This is a genomic window from Streptomyces armeniacus (assembly GCF_003355155.1).
GTDB lineage: Bacteria > Actinomycetota > Actinomycetes > Streptomycetales > Streptomycetaceae > Streptomyces > Streptomyces armeniacus.
On sequence record NZ_CP031320.1, the window covers coordinates 1,873,491 to 1,893,414 of the forward strand.

Consider the following 19,924-nt stretch of genomic DNA (forward strand, 5'->3'; position numbering starts at 1 on the left):
GGACGGGCGGGAGCGTCCGGCCGCCGAGCGGCGTGAGAAGGCAGGGAGTGTGCCCGTACCGACGAGGGACGCCGACCGGAGCGAGCGCCGCGGCGACCGCCCCGGCGGCCCGGCCGCGGACTCCGGAGACGCCGCGGGCGGCGGCCCGCGGCGCGGCCGGCGTACGGGGCTGCGGCTCCGGCGGCGCGCCGTGGTGCTGCTCCTCGTGCTCGCGCTGCTCCTCGGCTCATTCGGCGTCTGGGCGCTGTACGGGTCTTCCTGGCTGCGTATTGAGCACGTATCGGTCAGCGGAGCAGGCGTCCTGACGGAGAAACAGATCCGGGACGCGGCCGCCATTCCGCTCGGGTCCCCGCTCGTCTCGCTCGACAAGTCGGCGGCGGAACGGCGGCTGCGGGACCGGCTGCCGCGTATCCGCACGGCCGAGGTCGTCCGCGCCTGGCCGCACGGAGTGGGTCTGAAAGTGACCGAGCGAAAGCCGGAACTCGTTCAGGAAAAGGCCGGAAAATACGTCGAAGTGGACGCCGAAGGCGTGCGTTTCGCCACAGTCGGCAAGCGTCCGAAGGGTGTTCCGCTTCTGGTCGTGGAGAGCGGCCGGCCGGCGGCCGCGCGGCACTTCACGGCGGAGCGGCTGCGGCGCGCGGCGGTACGGGCCGCGACCGCGGCACCGGCGGCCGTGGCGGAGGACATCCGGAGCGTCCACGTCCGCTCGTACGACTCCCTCACTCTGGAGTTGACCGGCGGGCGTACGGTGCTCTGGGGGAGCGGCGAGCGCGGCGCGGCGAAGGCGAAGGCACTGAAGGCGCTGATGAAAGCCGCGAAGGACGCCCGGCACTTCGACGTGAGTGTCCCCAGCGCCCCCTCCACGATGCCGAGTTGACGTACATCCACGCAGGCCAGCACCCTGGATAAGCACTGCTTGGCCTGATCACATAGGGTGAAAAGAAAAACGGGAGGTTCGGCGTGTTCGTTGAACACCCAGCACTTGTCGACTTAGTGTCCGTTGCGAAGACTCCAAGAACTACAGGCACTGGTAACCCTAAACTTCACGGTTAGGGTTCGGGTCGGCGTACGAACCGCCCCAGCAGGGATACGTAACTCGAGGCGAGAGGCCTTCGACGTGGCAGCACCGCAGAACTACCTCGCAGTCATCAAGGTCGTCGGTATCGGCGGCGGTGGCGTGAATGCCATCAACAGGATGATCGAGGTCGGTCTCAAGGGCGTCGAGTTCATCGCGATCAACACCGATGCGCAGGCCCTGTTGATGAGCGACGCCGACGTCAAGCTCGACGTCGGCCGCGAACTGACCCGCGGTCTCGGCGCGGGGGCCAACCCCGACGTCGGCCGCAAGGCGGCCGAGGACCACCGGGAGGAGATCGAGGAGGTCCTCAAGGGGGCCGACATGGTCTTCGTCACGGCAGGGGAGGGCGGCGGCACCGGCACCGGCGGCGCGCCCGTCGTGGCCAATATCGCGCGTTCGCTCGGCGCCCTGACGATCGGCGTCGTCACCCGCCCGTTCACCTTCGAGGGCCGCCGCCGCGCGAACCAGGCGGAGGACGGCATCGCGGGGCTGCGCGACGAGGTCGACACCCTGATCGTCATCCCCAACGACCGGCTGCTGTCCATCTCGGACCGTCAGGTGAGCGTGCTCGACGCGTTCAAGTCCGCGGACCAGGTGCTGCTGTCCGGTGTGCAGGGCATCACCGATCTCATCACCACCCCCGGTCTGATCAACCTCGACTTCGCGGACGTCAAGTCCGTGATGTCCGAGGCGGGCTCCGCGCTGATGGGCATCGGCTCCGCGCGCGGCGACGACCGCGCGGTGGCCGCCGCCGAGATGGCGATCTCCTCGCCACTGCTCGAGGCGTCCATCGACGGCGCCAGAGGCGTCCTGCTCTCCATCTCGGGCGGTTCGGACCTCGGTCTCTTCGAGATCAACGAGGCCGCCCAGCTGGTGAGCGAGGCCGCACACCCCGAGGCCAACATCATCTTCGGCGCCGTCATCGACGACGCGCTCGGCGACGAGGTGCGGGTCACCGTCATCGCCGCGGGCTTCGACGGCGGCCAGCCGCCGTCCAAGAACCGGGACAAGGTCCTCGGCGCGTACGGCGGCAAGGAGGAGACCTCCTCGGCGGCCCCCCGGCAGGCCCCGGACACCGACACGGACCGCGACCGGCCCACGCTCGGCGTCCTCAGCCCGCGGGAGGACGAGGCGACCGCGCCGGTCGCCGAGCCCGCTCCGCCCGCCGGTGAGACCGTCGCCCCGCCGCCGGCGCCGACGCAGATCCCGCCGGCCCGTCCGTACCAGGACAGCCAGGCGGAGGAGCTGGACGTGCCGGACTTCCTCAAGTGAGCGGGACCGCGGGCCGGTGCGGCTCTCCGGAGTCGCCCGGCGTTGCCCGGGTTACGGGCCTCGGCACGGACCCGGCTACGGACCCCGGTACGGCCCAAGTGCGGGAAACCGCACGGTGATAGGCCGGTACGACATCGCGAGCGGCGCCCACTTCGCCTCCACCGACCGGTGGGGCGGGGTGAGCGCCGCTCCTCATGCGTCCCTCAACCTCGGCGGCGCGGTGGGTGACGACCCCGAGGCCGTACGGGAGAACCGGCGGCTCGCCGCCGAGTGGCTCGGACTCGACCCGGAGTGGGTCGTCTGGATGAACCAGGTGCACGGGACGGACGTCGCCGTCGTCGGCGAACCGGCCGCCCTCGGCGGCGATCCGGTCGACGGCGTGATCACCGCGCGGCGCGGTCTCGCCCTCGCGGTGCTCACGGCCGACTGCACACCCGTGCTGCTGGCCGACCCCGTCGCCGGGGTCGCGGGCGCGGCGCACGCGGGGCGGCCCGGACTGGCGGCCGGCGTCGTGGGCGCGACAGTCGAGGCGATGACCGGGCTCGGCGCCGACCCCGCACGGATCAGGGCGCGTACGGGCCCCTCGGTGTGCGGCAGTTGCTACGAAGTGCCCGCGGACATGCGGGACGAGGTCGCGGCGGTCGTGCCCGAGGCGTACGCCACGACGAGTTGGGGCACTCCGGCGCTCGACGTGCCCGCGGGCGTACGGGCGCAGCTCGCGGCCCTGGGCGTGGAAACCGTGGAGCAGTCCGGCGTCTGCACGCTGGAGTCGGCGGACCACTTCTCGTACCGCAGGGAGAAGACCACCGGGCGCCTCGCGAGTTACGTCTGGCTGGATCCGGCCGGTACGGGGTTCGACCGGTGAGGGAGGCGAGCGATGAGCACGAGGAACGAGTACGGGGACAGCACGTGAGTGACCGCAAGGCCGAGCTGGCCGCCAACCTCGCCCGGGTGGAGGAGCGCATCGCCGGCGCGTGTGGCACGGCGGGGCGCGCACGCGAGGACGTCACACTCGTCGTCGTCACGAAGACCTTCCCGGCGAGCGACGTACGGCTGCTGGCGGAACTCGGAATCCGCGACGTGGCGGAGAACCGGGACCAGGACGCTGCGCCGAAGGCCGCTGCCTGCACGGATCTTTCACTGAATTGGCACTTTGTGGGCCAGTTGCAGACCAACAAGGTGCGTTCCGTGACCTCTTATGCGGATTTCGTGCACTCGGTGGACCGGCCTCGGCTCGTGAACGCGCTTTCCGAGGCGGCGGTGCGCGCTGGACGGGAGACGGGGGTGCTGATCCAGGTGGGGCTTGACGGGGCGTCAGAAACGTCCACCCCACGGGGTGGTGCGCCGCCCGCGGGGGTGCCGGAGCTGGCCGAACTAGTGGCCGGAGCCCAAGGCCTGCGGCTGGCGGGGGTGATGACGGTCGCGCCGCTCTCCGGCCCGTACGAGGGACGGCCCGGCGAGGCGTTCGAGCGGCTGTGGGAAATCTCAACCCGCCTGCGGGCGGAGCATCCTGCTGCGAACATGGTCTCGGCAGGTATGAGCGCGGATCTCGAAGAGGCGGTGACGGCCGGTGCGACACATGTGCGCGTCGGCAGCGCGGTACTCGGAGTCCGACCCCGGCTCGGGTAACGTCGCCAAGCAAGTCGGACCACAGTAGAAAATATGGTCATTTCCGCTGAAACAGTCAGAACCGACAGGCGGACAGGCCACGTGGATCCATGGCCACCGGTGACGGAGCCTGGGGCCTCCCGCCGGAGGCAGGGGGCCCACCACAGAGCGGAGGACGCAGAGAATGGCCGGCGCTATGCGCAAGATGGCGGTCTACCTCGGCCTCGTGGAGGACGATGGGTACGACGGCCCGGGGTTCGACCCCGACGACGAGTTCGAGCCCGAGCCGGAGCCCGAACGGGAGCGTCGGCGGCACCATCAGCCGCAGTCGCACCACTCGTTGCAGAAGAGCGAACCCGAGGAGTCGGTACGGGTGATGCACCCCCCGGCGCAGCGGGAGCGCGAGGCCTCGCCGCCCCCGGCGGCGGTGCCAGAAAGCGGACGAGCGGGGAGGATTGCCCCCGTGTCATCCATCACACCTGAACGCCAGAATCTGGAGAAGAGTGCCCCGGTGATCATGCCCAAGGTCGTGTCCGAACGGGAGCCGTACCGGATCACCACACTGCACCCCCGGACCTACAACGAGGCCCGTACCATCGGGGAACACTTCCGCGAAGGCACCCCGGTGATCATGAACTTGACCGAGATGGACGACACGGACGCGAAGCGACTTGTGGACTTTGCGGCCGGTCTGGTGTTCGGTCTGCACGGAAGTATTGAACGCGTGACACAGAAGGTCTTCCTGCTGTCTCCTGCTAACGTCGATGTCACGGCGGAGGACAAGGCCCGCATCGCAGAGGGCGGGTTCTTCAACCAGAGCTGAGACGCAGGGTCATGGAAGCGGGCCGTGAGGCCACACGAGAGTCAGGGGAGAGGCAACGCAGATGGAGACCGCACTGCAGGTGATCCAGATCGCGTTGTACTGCTTTTTCCTCGTGTTGATCTTCCGGCTGGTGATGGACTACGTCTTCCAGTTCGCCCGCTCATGGCAACCTGGCAAGGCGATGGTGGTCGTTCTGGAGGCCACCTACACTGTCACCGATCCGCCACTCAAGCTCCTGCGGCGGTTCATCCCGCCGCTACGCTTCGGGGGCGTGGCGCTCGACCTGTCCTTCTTCGTGCTCATGATCATCGTCTGGATCCTGATCAGCGTCGTGGCCAGGCTGTGAACGAGCGAAACGGTCTTGCCGATATGCCGACGACTTACGTTGAGGTGAAGAGATGCCACTGACCCCCGAGGACGTGCGGAACAAGCAGTTCACGACCGTCCGTCTCCGTGAAGGCTATGACGAGGATGAGGTCGACGCCTTCCTTGACGAGGTCGAAGGCGAACTGACGCGCCTGCTACGCGAGAACGAGGACCTGCGGGCCAAGTTGGCCGCGGCGACCCGTGCTGCTGCCCAGAACCAGCAGCAGGGCGGCGGCATGCGCAAACCCGAGCCCCAGGAACGTCCTGGCGGGCCACCCGTGCCCGCCGCCATATCCGGACCGCAGCCGGTGCCGCCTCAGCAGCAGCATCCGCAGCAGGGGATGGGCGGACCGCCCCAGCTGCCGGGCGGACAGCCTCAGCTGCCCGCCGGCCCCGGAGGTCCGCAGCAGGGCGGCCCGATGGGCGGCCCGCAGGGTCCCGGCGGCCCGGGCGGCCCCGGTGGTCCCGGTGGTCCGCAGACCGGCATGATGGGCGGCCCGCAGGGCCCCGGCGGCCCCGGTGTGCCGCAGCAGATGCAGCAGCAGGGCGGCGGCCAGAACAACGACAGCGCCGCACGCGTGCTGTCTCTTGCCCAGCAGACCGCTGACCAGGCGATCGCGGAGGCCCGTTCCGAGGCCAACAAGATCGTCGGCGAGGCCCGCAGCCGCGCCGAGGGCCTGGAGCGGGACGCCCGCGCCAAGGCCGACGCGCTGGAGCGGGACGCCCAGGAGAAGCACCGCGTGGCGATGGGCTCGCTCGAGTCCGCGCGCGCCACGCTGGAGCGCAAGGTCGAGGACCTGCGCGGCTTCGAGCGGGAGTACCGCACGAGGCTGAAGTCGTACCTGGAGAGCCAGCTGCGCCAGCTGGAGAACCAGGCCGACGACTCGCTGGCCCCGCCGCGCACCCCGGCGACCGCGTCGCTGCCCCCGTCCCCGTCGATGGCTTCGGCGGGCGCGCCCTCGGGCGGCGGAGGCGGCACCATGGGCGGTCACCAGTCGATGGGCGGCAACCAGTCCATGGGTGGCAACAACCAGTCCATGGGCGGTCACGGCGGCCCGGGCGGCGGCCACGGCGGTCCCGGCGGGCACCCGCAGAACGGCGGCCAGACCTACGGTGGCGGCCAGCAGCAGATGACGCCGGCCATGACGCAGCCGATGGCTCCGGTACGTCCGCAGGGCGGGCCGCAGCCGGTGCAGCAGGCGCCGTCACCGATGCGGGGCTTCCTGATCGACGAGGACGACAACTGACCGTTCCGGTCGGCGTCTGACCGACGCGAGTCGCATACGGCAACGGGCCGGGTCCGAGAGCTTCTCTCGGACCCGGCCCGTTTCGTGTGCCGTACGGGCCGGATGCGGCCGGTGGCCCGCTACACCTTGCGGAGGCGGAAGGTCAGGCCCAGGGACTCGTCCGCGAACGGCTCCCCGTACGACTCGTCCGCGTCGCCCGCTGCGAAGTCCGCCGCCAGGACCTCCTCGGAGATGAGCCCCGTGTGGTCCGTGAGCGCCTGGGCGACCTCCGCGTCCGTGGCGGACCAGCGCAGGGCGATACGGTCGGCCACGTCCAGCCCGGAGTTCTTCCGCGCCTCCTGGATCAGGCGGATCGCGTCCCGCGCGAGCCCGGCCCGGCGCAGCTCCGGCGTGATCTCCAGGTCGAGCGCCACCGTCGCGCCCGAGTCCGAGGCGACGGACCAGCCCTCGCGCGGGGTCTCGGTGATGATGACCTCTTCCGGTACGAGCGCGATGCGCTCCCCGTCGACCTCGACCGCGGCGTCGCCCTCGCGCAGCGCCACCGAGAGCGCGGCGGCGTCCGCGTCGGCGATGGCTTTCGCGACGGCCTGGGTGCCCTTGCCGAAACGGCGTCCCAGTGCGCGGAAGTTGGCCTTGGCGGTGGTGTCGACGAGGGAGCCGCCGACCTCCGAGAGGGAGGCCAGCTCGCTGACGTTCAGCTCCTCCGTGATCTGGCGGCGCAGATCGGGGGAGAGCGTCTCGAAACCGTGCGCTGCCACCAGCGCCCGCGACAGCGGCTGCCGCGTCTTCACACCGGACTCCGCGCGCGTCGCGCGGCCCAGCTCGACCAGGCGGCGTACGAGCAGCATGTCGCCCGAAAGCTCCGGGTCGACCGCGTCCAGGTCGGGCACCGGCCAGGACGCGAGGTGCACGGACTCCGGCGCGTCCGGGGTCACCGGGACCACCAGGTCCTGCCAGACCCGCTCGGAGATGAACGGGACGAGCGGCGCCATCAGCCGCGTGACCGTCTCGACGGTGTCGTGCAGGGTGCGCAGCGCGGCGGGGTCGCCCTGCCAGAAACGGCGGCGGGAGCGGCGTACGTACCAGTTCGACAGGTCGTCGATGAAGGTGGACAGCAGCTTGCCCGCGCGCTGCGTGTCGTAGTTCTCCATCGCGGCGGTCACCAGGTCGACCAGCGCGTGGAGTTCGCTCAGCAGCCAGCGGTCCAGCAGCGGGCGCTTGCCCGGCGCCGGGTCCGCCCCGGAGGGTGCCCAGCCGGACGTACGGGCGTAGAGCGCCTGGAACGCGACCGTGTTCCAGTACGTCAACAGGGTCTTGCGGACGACCTCCTGGATCGTGCCGTGGCCCACCCGGCGTGCCGCCCACGGCGAGCCGCCGGCTGCCATGAACCAGCGGACCGCGTCCGCGCCGTGCCGGTCCATCAGCGGGATGGGCTCCAGGATGTTGCCCAGGTGCTTGGACATCTTGCGGCCGTCCTCGGCGAGGATGTGGCCGAGGCAGACGACGTTCTCGTAGCTGGACTTGTCGAAGACGAGTGTGCCGATGGCCATCAGCGTGTAGAACCAGCCGCGGGTCTGGTCGATGGCCTCGCAGATGAACTGCGCGGGATAGCGCTTCTCGAACAGCTCCTTGTTGCGGTACGGGTATCCCCACTGGGCGAACGGCATCGAGCCCGAGTCGTACCAGGCGTCGATCACCTCGGGGACGCGCGTCGCCGTCTCCCCGCAGGTGGGGCAGGGGAAGGTGATCTCGTCGATGAACGGCCGGTGCGGGTCCAGGCCGGACTGGTCGGCGCCGGTCAGCTCGCTCAGCTCGGCGAGCGAGCCGACGCACGTCAGATGGTCGTCGGCGCAGCGCCAGATGGGCAGCGGGGTGCCCCAGAAGCGGTTGCGGGACAGCGCCCAGTCGATGTTGTTGTCGAGCCAGTCGCCGTAGCGGCCGTGCTTGACGGAGTCCGGATACCAGTTGGTGCGCTCGTTCTCGCGCAGCAGGGCGTCCTTGACCTGGGTGGTGCGGATGTACCAGGACGGCTGCGCGTAGTAGAGGAGCGCGGTGTGGCAGCGCCAGCAGTGCGGATAGCTGTGCTCGTACGGCACGTGCCGGAACAGCAGGCCGCGCGCGTCCAGGTCGGCGACGAGCGACTCGTCGGCCTTCTTGAAGAACTGGCCGCCGACGAGCCCGAGGTCCGCCTCGAAGGTGCCGTCGGGCCGGACCGGATTGACCACCGGCAGGCCGTACGCGCGGCAGGTCCGCAGGTCGTCCTCGCCGAACGCGGGGGACTGGTGCACCAGCCCCGTGCCGTCCTCGGTCGTGACGTACTCGGCGTTGACCACGAAGTTCGCGTCTTCCAGCGTGACGAGGGAGAAGGGGCGCTCGTAGGCCCAGCGCTCCATCTCGGCGCCGGTGAACGACTGGCCGGTCGCCGTCCAGCCCTCGCCCAGCGCCTTCTCCAGCAGCGGCTCGGCGACGACGAGCCGCTCGCTGCCGTCGGTGGCGACCACGTACGTCACGTCGGGGTGGGTGGCGACCGCGGTGTTGGAGACGAGCGTCCACGGGGTCGTCGTCCAGACCAGCAGCGCGGCCTCGCCGGCGAGCGGGCCGGAGGTGAGCGGGAAGCGGACGTAGACGGACGGGTCGACCACCGTCTCGTAGCCCTGCGCCAGCTCGTGGTCGGACAGGCCGGTGCCGCAGCGGGGGCACCAGGGCGCGACGCGGTAGTCCTGGGCCAGCAGGCCCTTGGTGAAGATCTCCTTCAGCGACCACCAGACGGACTCGACGTACTCGGGGTCCATGGTGCGGTACGCGTCGTCCATGTCCACCCAGTAGCCCATACGGCTCGTGAGCTGGGCGAAGGCGTCCGTGTGCCGGGTGACCGACTCGCGGCAGCGGGCGTTGAACTCGGCGATGCCGAAGTCCTCGATGTCCTGCTTGCCGTTGAAGCCGAGCTCCTTCTCGACGGCCAGCTCGACCGGCAGCCCGTGGCAGTCCCAGCCGGCCTTCCGCGCCACGTGGTACCCCTGCATCGTGCGGAAGCGGGGGAAGACGTCCTTGAACACGCGCGCCTCGATGTGGTGGGCGCCGGGCATGCCGTTCGCGGTGGGCGGGCCCTCGTAGAACACCCACTCGGGGCGTCCCTCGGACTGCTCGAGGCTGCGGGCGAAGACCTTGTGCTCGTCCCAGAACTCGAGCACGGCGTGCTCGAGCTCGGGCAGGTCGACCTGCGCGGGGACCTGGCGGTACTGCGGCTGCGGACTCATCGGGGTCGTCTCTCTCCGGCGGACGTGGCTGCTTCCGTCGGAGGGACGAGAGCGTCTGCCGCACTACGGCAGCCCTCCCGCGGTACCACCCTCCTTGGCGGCGGACCTGCCGCCACCCCCTCATTGGGCCGCGCTGCCGGGTCTACTCGCTCCGGGGAGCTTTCTTCCGGCGACTCCGGGGTGATCTTCGCATCGCGCTCGCCCCCGGGCTCACACCGTCCCCGGGTCGCTCTGGGCTGCGTACGGACGCTACTCGTCCCCTTCTACGCCTTTCGCTGCACCTAGTGTACGGGCCGCCGCCAATGGGCATGAACGGTTTTCGGACCGCAGAGCGGGGCACAACGGTTTCGCAAGGACTGCGGGGGCGCCTCTCGACGGCTCGAAGATCGCGATCGGACCGGCGTGCCCCGTTGCCGCGCACGCGAAGTCGATTTATCGTTCCGGTCACGATTCGCGAGCAAGATCACAATATGTGAAGGGGCCGCGGCCATGGTGGCGAGAAGGACCGCCGCGAAGAAGACGGCAGCTGCGCAGCAGCCTGCCCCCGCGCAGGGGCAGACTGCCAAGAAGCGTGCCGCGAAGCGGTCCTCGGGGCCCGCCAAGCGGTCCGACGGAGCGAAGGCCCCAGCGAACAAGACGGCGGCGAAGAGGCCGGAGAAGAAGACCGCGGGGGCCGCGGCGCCGGCCAAGAAGACCGCGGCGAAGAAGACAGCTGCCAAGAAGACCACCGCCAAGAAGACGGCGGCCAAGGGGACGGGAGCCAGGAAGGCGGCAGCCAAGAAGACGGCGGCGAAGAAGGCCGCCCCCGAGGAGAAGCCCGAGCCGGCGAAGAAGACGGCCGCGAAGAAGACGCCCGCGAAGAAGACCACGGCGAAGCGGACTGTGACGAAAACGACGTCCGCGCCGGACAGGAAAGCGCCTGCCAAGCAGGCACCCTCCAAGAAGGCCGCGGCGACGAAGACCACGGCGAAGAAAGCCACGGCGAAGAAGGCGCCCGCCGGCACGAAGCGCGCCCCCAAGACATCTGCCGCTAAGAAGACGGGAGCCCAGACGGTGGCTGCGAAGAAGACTCCGGCGGCGAAGGCCGCGGCGGTTCCCACCGCCCGTACGGCCCAGACCACCCCCGCGAAACCAGGCGAGCTGGCCGTACGTCCCGGTGAGGACCCGTGGACGCCGGAAGAGGTCGACGAGGCGCGGACCGAGCTGCAGAGCGAGGCGGTGCGGCTGCACGCCGAGATCGCGTCCTCCGAGGAGGCCCTCACCGGCCTCATGCGGGACTCCGGGGACGGCGCGGGTGACGACGACGCCGACACCGGCACCAAGAACATCACCCGCGAGCACGAGATGGCGCTGGCCGCCAACGCGCGCGAGATGGTGTACCAGACGGAGCGCGCCCTGGAGCGGCTGGAGGCCGGCACGTACGGGCTGTGCGAGAGCTGCGGCAATCCCATCGGCAAGGCCCGTATGCAGGCGTTCCCGCGCGCGACGCTGTGCGTGGAGTGCAAGCAGAAGCAGGAGCGCCGCTGACCGTGTCCGCACACATGTGTCGTACCCTCATCTCGTGACAGAGGCGGAGCGGGCCATCGAGACCCCGGACGACGAGGACGAGGCGACGGAGGAGCGGTCCGCGGAGCCGCCGCCCCGGGGCCGCCGCCGGATCGCCGTGCTCGTCGGAGTGGCGGCGCTGGCGTACGCCCTGGACCTGGTCAGCAAGCTGATCGTGGTCGCGCGGCTGGAACACCAGGAGCCGATCGACGTGTTCGGCACGGTGCTGCGGCTCGAGGTCATAAGGAACAAGGGCGCCGCCTTCGGCATCGGCGAGGCGCTGACCATCGTGCTCACCGTGATCGCGGCGGTGGTGATCGTGGTCATCGCCCGCATCGCGCGGAAGCTCTACAGCACGCCCTGGGCGATCGCGCTCGGGATGCTGCTGGGCGGTGCGCTCGGGAACCTCACCGACCGGGTCTTCCGTTCGCCAGGTGTCTTCCAGGGCGCGGTGGTGGACTTCATCGCGCCGACGCACTTCGCGGTGTTCAACCTCGCGGACTCGGCGATCGTGTGCGGCGGCATCCTGATCGTGGTGCTCTCCTTCCGTGGTCTCGACCCGGACGGCACCCTGCACCGGGACTGACGTCACGGGGACCGGCGCCACCGGGCCGACGTCACCGACGTCACCGACGTCACCGACGTCACCGGCGCCACCGCCGGCGGCGTCAGCGCGGCTTGCTGACCCGGACCGTGTAGTGCGCGCCGGGCTTTCCGGTGCCGCCGGTGACCGCCACCCGTACGCCGTTGGCGAAGGTGTGGGCGTCGCCCGTACGGAACGGGGCGTCGCCCAGCTCGGCGAGCTCCATGGGGGAGCGGTCCGCGCACGCGCTGCCGCCCTCGCTGCGCGGCATGGAGTCGACGACCCTTATCGGGCCCCGGCCGGTCTCGACGCCGGAGTTGACGGTGTAGAGCAGCACGCCCTCGCCGCAGATCTTCCCGTCGAGGCCGGTCTTCGTACGGGCCTCGGCGACGATCGCGGTGCTCGGGCCGGTCTTGACGACGGCGATGTTCGCGCCGTCCGGCGACCCTATGGGCTTCAGCGCGTGGGTGCTGGTGCCGGGACCGTTGACGCAGGCCACCTGACGGTCGGTCAGCCAGCCGAACTTCCACTTGTGCCAGCCCATCAGGTCCGAGATCCCGGCCATGCTCATCGTGTCCCAGCCGCCGGCGAACTCGACCGAGGCGCCGTTGTACACGTTGTAGAGGTCGGGCAGGCCGTAGAGGTGGTTGGCCTCGTGCACGAAGTTGCCGCGCTGCCAGGTGGCGGAGTCGGCGCGGCGGCCGAAGACGAGGGCGGCGCCGCGGATGTCGCGGGGGCCGGCGTGCAGCGAGTCGAAGGTGTTCGCCTGCGAAACGGTGGGCTGCGCGGGCACGTTGTCGTCCGCGACGACGTACACGAATTCGGTGTCGCCGAAGTCGGTGCCCTGCGCGCGTGCCGCGTCGATGGCGTCCTGCACGTACTTGCGCATGCCCTCGGACTTGATGCCGCGGCGGATGTCGTACGAGGACCAGGTACCGGGCATCCGTATCCACTGCCTGGTCGGCTCCAGGTCCAGCCGGTAGCTGCCGTACGAGGACTGGTCGAGATAGCGCTTGCCGTAGTCCGAGAAGAAGGCGGCGCGTTCGGCGGCGGGGGTGCGGGCCGGGATGTCGCTGAAGTCGACCATGATCATGGTCGCCTTCTTGTGGCCCTCCGGACGGATGTACTCCGCGTTCGTCGGCCCCTCACCGAACCCCGGCGCCCCGTCGATCGCGCACGGTCCGGAGATGTCGAGGGCGTCCGCCTCGTCTCCCCCCGGCAGCAGGGCCAGGCCCAGCGTGGACAGGGCGGTCGCGGTGACGACCGCGATGGCTCGGCAACCGGGTATCCGGTGGCGCGCGGGCACTGCGGACATACGGAGCTCCCTCCGGGCGGGCTCGGACCGTAGTCACACCGTCACCGTGGGGAGGGGGCCGCGCATGCCGGAGGGAGCCGCGCGGGTGAGCGGCCGGCGGGAGGCCGTACGGGGAGCTTCCGCGTGCGCCGGGAGGCGTACGGCGGGGCCGTGGCGGGTGCGGGCGAGGCGTACGGCGGGCTGCCGCGGCCGCCTCGTACGGGCGTCTGGTCCGGGGCGCACCGCCCGTCCGGCATACTCGATCAGGTGAGCATGCTTCCCGAAGTCCGAACCCTGCACGTACCGGACGGCCTCGAAGGCGAGCGCGTCGACGCCGCCCTCGCCCGGCTGTTCGGCTTCTCCCGTACGAAGGCGGCCGAGCTGGCCGCGGGCGGGAAGGTCCTGCTGGACGGTGCGGAGGCCGGGAAGTCCGACCGGGTGCACGGTGGCGCCTGGATCGAGGTGGAGATGCCTGCGCCGGCGGCGCCCGTACGGGTCGTCGCCGAGCCCGTCGAGGGCATGGAGATCGTCCACGACGACCAGGACATCGTGGTCGTCGACAAGCCCGTGGGGGTTGCCGCGCACCCCAGCCCCGGCTGGACGGGGCCCACCGTCATCGGCGGCCTGGCCGCCGCCGGCTACACCATCACCACGTCCGGCGCCGCCGAACGGCAGGGCATCGTGCACCGGCTGGACGTCGGCACGTCCGGGCTGATGGCGGTCGCCAAGTCGGAGCGCGCGTACACGCTGCTGAAGCAGCAGTTCCGGGAGCGTACGGTCGACAAGCGCTACCACGCGCTCGTACAGGGCCACCCCGACCCGCTCAGCGGCACCATCGATGCGCCCATCGGGCGGCACCCGCAGCACGACTACAAGTGGGCGGTCACCGCCGAGGGCAAGCCGTCCGTCACGCACTACGACCTGATGGAGGCGTTCCGCGCCGCCAGCCTGCTGGACATCAAGCTGGAGACAGGGCGTACGCACCAGATCCGGGTCCACATGGCGGCACACCGGCACCCGTGCGTCGGCGACCTCACGTACGGCGCCGACCCGACGCTGGCCGCCCGGCTGAAGCTGACACGGCAGTGGCTGCACGCCGTACGGCTCGGGTTCGAGCACCCGGCGGACGGGAGCTGGGTGGAGTACGAGAGCGGCTATCCGGAGGATCTTCAGCGCGCGCTGGACAGGGTGCGCGCGGAGAGTGCGTAAGTGTGGACCAACTCGCCCTGATCTTCGCGCTGCTGCTCGCCGCGGTGATCATGGCCCCGGTCGCGGGACGCCTGGGCTTGCCTTCACCGGTGCTGATGACCCTGTTCGGCGGGGTGCTGGCGCTGCTGCCGGTAGTACCGGAGGTCGAGGTACCACCGGATCTGATCCTTCCGCTGGTCCTTCCGCCGCTGCTGTACGCGGCCGCGCAGCGCACGTCGTGGCGGCAGTTCACGGCGAACGCGCGGCCGATCCTGCTGCTGGCCGTCGCGCTGGTCTTCGTGACGACGGCGGTCGTCGCGGTCGTCGCGGACGCGGTCGTACCCGGCCTGCCGCTCACCGCCGCCGTCGCGCTCGGCGCGCTGGTGGCGCCGCCTGACCCGGTCGCGGCGACACAGGTGGCGGCGCGGCTCGGACTGCCGCGGCGGCTCGTGTCGATCCTCGAGGGCGAGGGCCTGTTCAACGACGTCACCGCGATCACGCTCTACCACGTGGCCATCGCCGCCGCCGTCACCGGACACTTCTCGCTGCCCGAGGCCGCCGCGGAACTGGGCCTGGCGGCCGCCGTGGGCGTGGCCGTCGGGCTGGCGCTGGGCTGGGCCGCGAACCGGCTGATGACCTTCCTCGACGACGTCACGCTGCAGATCGGGCTGAGCCTGCTGGTGCCGTTCGCCTCGTACGTGCTCGCCGAGGAACTGCTCGGCTCCGGCGTACTCGCCGTCCTGGTCACCGCGCTGTTCCTGGCCTCCGGGCGGGCGGTGGACGCGGACGACGTCAGCGGGCGGCTGGCCGGGCAGACGTTCTGGTCGGTGGTCGACACGCTGGTCACGGGCGTCGCGTTCGGGCTGATCGGCCTCGAACTGCAGCCCGTTCTCGGCGCGGTGGGCGACCGCTGGCGCGAACTGCTCCCTGCCACGGGGTTCGTGGTCGCGGCGGTGGTGGTCGTACGGCTGCTGTGGCTGCTGCCCGCGTCCTGGCTCGCCCGCCGGCTGCACCGGCGCAAGGACCTGGACGAGGACATCCCGCTGAGCTGGCGGGAGACGACCGTCGTGTGGTGGGCGGGCATGCGCGGCGTCGCCTCCGTCGCACTGGCCCTCGCGGTGCCGCTGACGGTGGACGGGGGCGCGCCGTTCCCGGAGCGCGACGCGATCCTGTTCATCGCCTTCGCGGTGGTGCTCGCCACGCTGGTGCTGCAGGGGCTCACGCTGCCCTGGCTGGTGCGGCGGCTGCACGTACGGGCGGACACCGCGGCCGAACGGGAACTGGAACGGCAGTTGGCCCTCCGCTGTGCCAAGGCCGCGAAGCGGCGGCTCCGCGAGATCGAGGCGGAAGAGGATCTTCCGGAGGAGATCTCCGAGGCGCTGCTGCGGCGGGCGCAGGACGTCGGCGTACGGATCTCGCCGGACCTCGTGGACGAGGAACGGCGGGACGCGCACGCGCAGCGCGTACGGCGGCTGAAGAAGATCCACCGGCTGCAGGGCGAGCTGCTGTCGGCCGCCCGGCACGAAGTGCTGGCGGCGCGGGGGGAGCCGGGTATCGACCCGGAGATCGTGGACCGCGTGCTGCACCGCCTGGACGTCCGCAGCTTCCGCGGTCAATAGGGCCCACGGGCCCTGTACCCGACGAGCGTGCTCGTCACTTCGCGGGCGGAGCGCGCCGCTCCCGGCCCGTCCGATGTTCGGGACGGTGCTCAGCCAGGCACATCCAGCCCGTCCGGCGTTTGAGGACGGCACTCAGCCACCGCGGTGCCGCGGGTCCCCGGGACGGCTCGCCCCTGCCGGGGGCCATGGCGCGGCCCGGCACGGCACCGCCGGGCTACGCCGTCGCGGCGGAGAGAAGGGTGCGTGGCACCGCCGGGCTACGCCGTCGTGGCGTGCCGCCGTCGCGGCGGAAAGAGAGGTGCGTGGCACCTCCGCAGCGCAACGAAGGCGCGGGAGGCGGTCAGATCTCGCCCGGGCCCTCGCCCGGGGTGGGGCCGCCCTGCGTCCCCACCCGCGGCGCGGGCGCCGCGTCCCGCGGCGGCGGCACCGCCGCCGGTGACGTGGCGACGCGCGGCAGCGCGTACGGGTGCTCCCGCTGGAGCCACGTGATCAGCTCCTCGCGGACCCCGCACTGCAGCGTCCACCAGTCGTCCGTGTCCTTGGCCGACATCGCCGCCCGCACCTCGATCGTGGTCGGTGTCGTGTCCGTCACGACCAGGTTCCAGCTGCGCCGGTCCCAGTCCTCGCGGGTCTTGAGCACGGAGTGCAGCTTCTCCCGCATCTCCTGTACGGGCGCGGAGTGGTCGAGGTGCAGGTACACGGTGCAGGTGATCTCGTTGCCGCCGCGGGACCAGTTCTCGTACGGCTTGCTGTTGAAGTACGAGACGGGCATCGTCAGCCGCCGGTCGTCCCAGATCCGTACGGTCAGGAAGGCCATCGAGATCTCCTCCACCGTGCCCCACTCGCCTTCCACGACCACCGTGTCGCCGATGCGTACGGAGTCGCCGAAGGCGACCTGGAGCCCGGCGAAGAGATTGCCGAGCATCGACTGGGCGGCGACACCGGCGACGATGCCGATGACTCCCGCCGACGCGAGCATCGACGCGCCCAGTGCCTTCAGGCCGGGGAAGAGCAGCAGGATGGCGACGGCCGCGGCGATCGTCGCCAGTACGAAGGTGACGACCCGCTGGATCATCGTCAGCTGCGTACGGAAGCGGCGTACGCGGGCCGGGTCGCGGGTGGTGGAGGCGAAGCGGGCGAGGGCGGTCTCGGCGATGGCGCTGGCCGTCCGTACCGCCAGCCAGACCAGCGCGGCGATGGTGATGAGCGCCAGGATGTTCTTGATGAGGCGGTCTTCGGAAGTGTCGATGCCGGTCAGCCCGTACGCACCCTGCAGGCCCGTCGAGACGAGCACCACCTGCAGCGGCAGCCGGCAGTTCCGGAGGTGTCCCCAGAGCGGTGTCTCCGGGTGCCTGCGGTCAGCCGTGGTCAGTATCCGGTTGACGAACCAGCCGACGATCACGGCGACAGCGATCGTGGCGCCGATCACGAGGACCGGGCGCAGCACGTGCTCCATTGAACCTCTCAGCTCCTCTCCCTGGCCTCCCCCTGGCCCCTTGGTGGTCCTGGTGCCCGTGGTCCCGGTGGGCCGTCGGGCGAAACGCTAACTGGCAGTATGGGCGAGCACGAAATTCTGCTCCTGTGGGAAGAGACACCGTCCGATGGCCACTGTTGTGCTGTTCCATTCCGTCTACGGCCTGCGCCCCGCCGTTCACAGTGCCGCCGAGCGGCTGCGGGCCGCGGGCCACACCGTGCACGTGCCCGACCTGTACGAGGGCCGGTCGGCGGAGACGGTGGAGCAGGGCCGCGACATCAAGGACGAGATCGGCACGGACGAGCTGCTGCGCCGCGCGGTCACCGCGTCCGCGCCGCTGTCCGGGCAGGGGCTCGTGTACGCGGGGTTCTCGCTGGGCGGGTCCGTCGCGCAGAACGTGGCGATGGCCGACACGAACGCGCGCGGGCTGCTCCTGTTCCACGGCACGTCCGACATCGCGGACGGCGCGTCCGTGGACGACCTTCCCGTACAGCTGCATGTCGCGGACCCGGACCCGTTCGAGCCGCACGACTGGCTGAACGCGTGGTATCTGCGGATGCAGCGCGCTGGCGCCGACGTGGAGGTCTACCGCTATCCCGGCGCCGGGCACCTCTACACGGACCCGGGCCTCGACGACCACGACGCGGAGGCGGCGGAGAAGACGTGGCGTACGGCGCTGGGTTTCCTCGCGGACCTGTGATCGCGCACCCGCCTCGTACCCTCGTACGGCCCAGGCTGTCCAGGGTGTCCAGGCTCAGTCCGGGCGCGTGCAGCGGCCCGTGCCCTTGCTCTGGTCCGGGGCGCAGATGTAGACGCGGTCGGCGCGCTCGTCGCTGAGGTAGCGGCCGACGCACGCGTTGGACGAGGTGAGCGCCTGGCTCGCGCACCAGTCGGCGGCCGCGTTGCCGTCCGTGAAGGCGCCGGAGGCGGTGGCGTCGGGGCCCGGCCGGTAGAACATCCAGTAACCCGGCCGCAGCGAGGCGAAGTTGTCGCTGTCGAGCCAGCGCACGCCGGACACCTTGGCGTTCAGTGCCTGCTGCTGCTTGTTGCGGGCGGCGACGCCGTCGGACTTCGGTACGGAGCCGAGCTGCGCGATCCAGGTGTTCTCGGACGGCCGTTGCGGTACGGGCGCCTTCGAGGTGGGCGGCTCGGGCCCGTCCGTGGTGGGCGTGCCGGGGCCGGACGGTGTGGGCGTGTCCAGCGGGCTGGGCGACCCGGACGGGCCGGGGGAGCGGGTCGGCGACTCGTCGGCGGGCGCCTGGGAAGCGCTGTCGCCCTTGCCGTCGGCCTCGGCGCCGCCGTCGTCACCGCTGCTCATCAGGTACGCGCTGCCCCCGACCAGCAGGGCCACGGCGACCGCCGCCCCCGCGATCAGCAGACCGCGGCGCAGACCGTGCCGGGTGCCGTGCTGTGTGCCGCCGGGCGGCGGCGTGGGGCTGCCGGGCGCACCGGGGCCGTACGCGCCGGGGCTGCCGTACGCGCCGGCTGCCGCGCCGTACGGGAGCCGGGGAGCGGTCTGCCGCGGCGTCTCGTCCCCGGGCGGCACCGGGCCCGGCGGGGGAGGGCCCTGCGGCGCCGGGGGCTGCTGGGACTGGGCCTGGCCCCGGGGCGGCAGGACCGGCGGCGGCATGGCCGTCTCGGTCGCCTCGTACGCCGCGGCCGTACGCCCCTCCGCCACGTCCGTGAGCATCCGCTCCAGCTGCTCGGCACCGGGCCGGGCCGCGACGTCCCGTACGAGCAGCGCGTTGAGCACCGGCGTCAGCTCCCCGCTGCGTACGGGCGGCGGCACCGGATCGTCGAGCACGGCGGCCAGCGTCGCCAGCCCGGTGCCGCGGCGCAGCGGATTGTGGCCCTCCGTGCAGACGTACAGGGTGAGGCCGAGCGACCACAGGTCGCTGGCGGGGTCGTCGTCCGCGCCGCGAATGCGTTCCGGGGCCATGTACTCGGGGGAGCCGACGAGTTCACCGGTGACGGTCAGGGACGCCGAGCCCTGGAGCGCGGCGATCCCGAAGTCGGTGAGGACGGCGCTGCCGTCGGCGCGCAGCAGGACGTTCGCCGGTTTGACGTCCCGGTGCTGGATGCCCGCCGCGTGTGCCGCGCGGAGCGCGCCCAGCACCTGCTGCCCCGTACGGGCGGCCTCCTGCGGTGTCAACGGGCCGTCCGTCAGCCGTTCCTGGAGGCTCGGGCCGGGCAGCAGCTCCATGACGATCCAGGGGTACGGCCCCTGGTCGACGATGTGATGGACGGTCACCACGTTCCGGTGGCTGACCCGGGCCAGTGCCTGGGCCTCGCGCAGGACGCGTTCGCGCAGCATGCGCGCGGCGTCCGAGTCCTCCGGCGTGAGCGCCGGGTCGACGGGCCGCACTTCCTTCAGCGCCACCTCGCGGTGCAGTGCGCTGTCGCGGGCCCGCCACACCGTGCCCATGCCGCCGCTGCCGAGCCGCTCGAGGAGTTCGAAGCGGCCGTCGATGATCTGTCCCGCGCTGCCCCCGGCCATGGGGGCCAGGTTACGGGTTGGGCCGTGCGCCGGGCGGCGGGGATACCGGATCGTGCCCCGAAGTCCGGGACGC

16 protein-coding genes are annotated in these 19,924 nt (G+C 71.4%); 12 read left to right on the forward strand and 4 right to left on the reverse strand.

Annotated elements, in window-relative coordinates; genetic code table 11:
* The first annotated feature begins 49 nt into the window (after positions 1–49).
* The 7 genes from DVA86_RS08265 (at position 50) to DVA86_RS08295 (ending at position 6,394) form a co-directional block, all read left to right on the forward strand.
* The gene (locus tag DVA86_RS08265) at positions 50–877 is read left to right on the forward strand and encodes a cell division protein FtsQ/DivIB (RefSeq protein WP_208876991.1); all 828 of its coding nucleotides are present in this window, start codon (positions 50–52) and stop codon (positions 875–877) included.
* A gap of 240 nt (positions 878–1,117) precedes the next feature.
* Entirely contained in the window at positions 1,118–2,350 is a 1,233-nt protein-coding gene (ftsZ, locus tag DVA86_RS08270) for a cell division protein FtsZ (protein ID WP_208876993.1), read from the forward strand.
* 115 nt (positions 2,351–2,465) lie between these two features.
* Positions 2,466–3,215 carry a peptidoglycan editing factor PgeF gene (pgeF, locus tag DVA86_RS08275; protein ID WP_208876995.1) on the forward strand — a complete coding sequence of 250 codons (750 nt, stop codon included), beginning with the start codon at positions 2,466–2,468 and terminating at the stop codon, positions 3,213–3,215.
* Positions 3,216–3,259: 44 nt separating this feature from the next.
* Positions 3,260–3,979: a YggS family pyridoxal phosphate-dependent enzyme gene (locus DVA86_RS08280; RefSeq protein ID WP_208876996.1), complete on the forward strand. Its 720-nt coding sequence runs from the start codon at positions 3,260–3,262 to the stop codon at positions 3,977–3,979.
* Positions 3,980–4,142: 163 nt separating this feature from the next.
* A complete protein-coding gene (locus tag DVA86_RS08285) occupies positions 4,143–4,781 on the forward strand; it encodes a cell division protein SepF (protein ID WP_208876998.1) in 639 nt (212 codons plus the stop codon).
* Positions 4,782–4,842: 61 nt separating this feature from the next.
* On the forward strand, positions 4,843–5,127 hold the full coding sequence (locus DVA86_RS08290; RefSeq protein ID WP_208876999.1) for a YggT family protein: 285 nt from the start codon (positions 4,843–4,845) through the stop codon (positions 5,125–5,127).
* A gap of 52 nt (positions 5,128–5,179) precedes the next feature.
* Entirely contained in the window at positions 5,180–6,394 is a 1,215-nt protein-coding gene (locus tag DVA86_RS08295) for a DivIVA domain-containing protein (RefSeq protein ID WP_208877001.1), read from the forward strand.
* Between the two features lie 119 nt (positions 6,395–6,513).
* On the opposite strand, the gene ileS is transcribed toward DVA86_RS08295, so the two are convergent.
* Positions 6,514–9,651, reverse strand: coding sequence for an isoleucine--tRNA ligase (ileS, locus tag DVA86_RS08300; RefSeq protein WP_208877003.1), 3,138 nt, complete (start codon positions 9,649–9,651; stop codon positions 6,514–6,516).
* 489 nt (positions 9,652–10,140) lie between these two features.
* Here ileS and DVA86_RS08305 point away from each other — a divergent pair, with 489 nt between their 5' ends.
* Together DVA86_RS08305 and lspA are read left to right on the forward strand one after the other, a co-directional pair.
* The gene (locus tag DVA86_RS08305) at positions 10,141–11,178 is read left to right on the forward strand and encodes a TraR/DksA family transcriptional regulator (protein WP_208877004.1); all 1,038 of its coding nucleotides are present in this window, start codon (positions 10,141–10,143) and stop codon (positions 11,176–11,178) included.
* A gap of 34 nt (positions 11,179–11,212) precedes the next feature.
* On the forward strand, positions 11,213–11,782 hold the full coding sequence (lspA, locus tag DVA86_RS08310; protein ID WP_208877006.1) for a signal peptidase II: 570 nt from the start codon (positions 11,213–11,215) through the stop codon (positions 11,780–11,782).
* 82 nt (positions 11,783–11,864) lie between these two features.
* Here the strand turns inward: lspA and DVA86_RS08315 are convergent, their stop codons facing one another.
* Positions 11,865–13,094, reverse strand: a complete 1,230-nt coding sequence (locus DVA86_RS08315; protein WP_208877007.1) for a metallopeptidase domain-containing protein — start codon at positions 13,092–13,094, stop codon at positions 11,865–11,867.
* Positions 13,095–13,340: 246 nt separating this feature from the next.
* On the opposite strand from DVA86_RS08315, the gene DVA86_RS08320 reads away from it, so the two are divergent.
* Both DVA86_RS08320 and DVA86_RS08325 read left to right on the forward strand, forming a co-directional pair.
* Positions 13,341–14,282 carry an RluA family pseudouridine synthase gene (locus DVA86_RS08320; RefSeq protein WP_208884509.1) on the forward strand — a complete coding sequence of 314 codons (942 nt, stop codon included), beginning with the start codon at positions 13,341–13,343 and terminating at the stop codon, positions 14,280–14,282.
* Positions 14,283–14,284: 2 nt separating this feature from the next.
* Positions 14,285–15,880: a Na+/H+ antiporter gene (locus tag DVA86_RS08325; RefSeq protein ID WP_208877012.1), complete on the forward strand. Its 1,596-nt coding sequence runs from the start codon at positions 14,285–14,287 to the stop codon at positions 15,878–15,880.
* 340 nt (positions 15,881–16,220) lie between these two features.
* Here the strand turns inward: DVA86_RS08325 and DVA86_RS08330 are convergent, their stop codons facing one another.
* The gene (locus DVA86_RS08330) at positions 16,221–17,336 is read right to left on the reverse strand and encodes a mechanosensitive ion channel family protein (protein ID WP_208877014.1); all 1,116 of its coding nucleotides are present in this window, start codon (positions 17,334–17,336) and stop codon (positions 16,221–16,223) included.
* A gap of 145 nt (positions 17,337–17,481) precedes the next feature.
* Between DVA86_RS08330 and DVA86_RS08335 the strand changes: the two genes are divergently transcribed.
* Positions 17,482–18,054 carry a dienelactone hydrolase family protein gene (locus DVA86_RS08335; protein ID WP_208877016.1) on the forward strand — a complete coding sequence of 191 codons (573 nt, stop codon included), beginning with the start codon at positions 17,482–17,484 and terminating at the stop codon, positions 18,052–18,054.
* A 54-nt stretch (positions 18,055–18,108) separates the two neighbouring features.
* On the opposite strand, the gene DVA86_RS08340 is transcribed toward DVA86_RS08335, so the two are convergent.
* A complete protein-coding gene (locus tag DVA86_RS08340) occupies positions 18,109–19,851 on the reverse strand; it encodes a serine/threonine-protein kinase (RefSeq protein ID WP_208877018.1) in 1,743 nt (580 codons plus the stop codon).
* Positions 19,852–19,924: the final 73 nt, after the last annotated feature.

Coding starts and splice junctions, on each gene's coding strand:
- DVA86_RS08340 (WP_208877018.1), bottom strand. CDS start 19,851: ATGGCCGGGGGCAGCGCGGGACAGATCATCGACGGCCGCTTCGAACTC.
- DVA86_RS08295 (WP_208877001.1), top strand. CDS start 5,180: ATGCCACTGACCCCCGAGGACGTGCGGAACAAGCAGTTCACGACCGTC.
- DVA86_RS08335 (WP_208877016.1), top strand. CDS start 17,482: ATGGCCACTGTTGTGCTGTTCCATTCCGTCTACGGCCTGCGCCCCGCC.
- DVA86_RS08285 (WP_208876998.1), top strand. CDS start 4,143: ATGGCCGGCGCTATGCGCAAGATGGCGGTCTACCTCGGCCTCGTGGAG.
- DVA86_RS08305 (WP_208877004.1), top strand. CDS start 10,141: ATGGTGGCGAGAAGGACCGCCGCGAAGAAGACGGCAGCTGCGCAGCAG.
- ileS (WP_208877003.1), bottom strand. CDS start 9,651: ATGAGTCCGCAGCCGCAGTACCGCCAGGTCCCCGCGCAGGTCGACCTG.
- DVA86_RS08290 (WP_208876999.1), top strand. CDS start 4,843: ATGGAGACCGCACTGCAGGTGATCCAGATCGCGTTGTACTGCTTTTTC.
- DVA86_RS08315 (WP_208877007.1), bottom strand. CDS start 13,094: ATGTCCGCAGTGCCCGCGCGCCACCGGATACCCGGTTGCCGAGCCATC.
- DVA86_RS08330 (WP_208877014.1), bottom strand. CDS start 17,336: ATGGAGCACGTGCTGCGCCCGGTCCTCGTGATCGGCGCCACGATCGCT.